The organism is Synechococcus sp. R6-10, from assembly GCF_047461815.1.
Lineage (GTDB): Bacteria > Cyanobacteriota > Cyanobacteriia > Thermostichales > Thermostichaceae > Thermostichus.
Map to the genome: position 1 here is coordinate 1 of NZ_JANSHW010000416.1, position 1,022 is coordinate 1,022.

The 1,022-nt window shown below is 53.7% G+C and carries 2 protein-coding genes; both read right to left on the bottom strand.

Annotation, left to right across the window (positions count from 1 at the left end):
- Positions 1-519, bottom strand: a 519-nt coding sequence (locus NW837_RS11420; RefSeq protein WP_414331627.1) for a Uma2 family endonuclease, incomplete at its 3' end; no start/stop codon positions are given.
- A 185-nt stretch (positions 520-704) separates the two neighbouring features.
- On the bottom strand, positions 705-1,022 hold a 318-nt coding region (locus NW837_RS11425; RefSeq protein ID WP_414331628.1), incomplete at its 5' end, for a Uma2 family endonuclease.

The window sequence follows — 1,022 nt, forward strand, 5'->3', positions numbered from 1 at the left end:
GGTTTCCGGATCTTCGACCAATTCCGGCGCTTGCCCTTGTCGGTAGATCATCACCCGCTTGGCCTTGGGATCCAGCAGCCACCCCAGCCGGCAGCCGTTGTCCATGTATTCTTGCATCTTGGCCTGAGTTTGAATCCAAGAGTCGGTGGGCGAGAGGATCTCCACCACAAAATCGGGGCACAGGGGCAAAAATCCTTGACGGACTGAGGGATCCAAAGCTTCCCACTTTTCAATCGGGATCCAGGCCAAATCAGGGGAGCGGTCGCTGCCTGAAGGCAAGGAAAATCCGGTGGAAGAATCAAAGCTTTTCCCTCGGCCCGATTGCCGATTCCAAACATAAACTTCCCCGGCAATTTCAAAGTTAAGATTGCCCGTTTCCCCACCGGTTGGAGACATGATGACCAATTCTCCTTGGGCAGTACGCTCCAGCTTCAGCTCAGGATTGGCGGCACAAAGCCGGATAAAATCTGCTCGGCTGAGGGTTATCAGGGGAGATAGATTCAGAGTCAGAGCAGCCATGGTAGTGTGACTCCGCCTGTTTTTGGCCTATCGCTCAACATTTTTACTGCAGCTGTTTCCAAGGTTGGGAGAGTTCTGCAATTGCGTGGGATCCCTGTCATGCAAGAGATCCATCAGAGTTGGCTGGGTTAAGGGTGTGGAAAAAAGCTGTATCAGGGATCGTAAATCCGTGAAAGCTACTCATATCAAGCCGACCAGATCTTGCGGATGGGCAAGGTGAAGCCCGGCAGCACGTCCTCTCCTGATAGGGTTTCCGGATCTTCGACCAATTCCGGCGCTTGCCCTTGTCGGTAGATCATCACCCGCTTGGCCTTGGGATCCAGCAGCCACCCCAGCCGGCAGCCGTTGTCCATGTATTCTTGCATCTTGGCCTGAGTTTGGATCCAAGAATCGGTGGGCGAGAGGATCTCCACCACAAAATCGGGGCACAAGGGCAAAAATCCTTGACGGACTGAGGGATCCAAAGCTTCCCACTTTTCAATCGGGATCCAGGCCAAATCAGG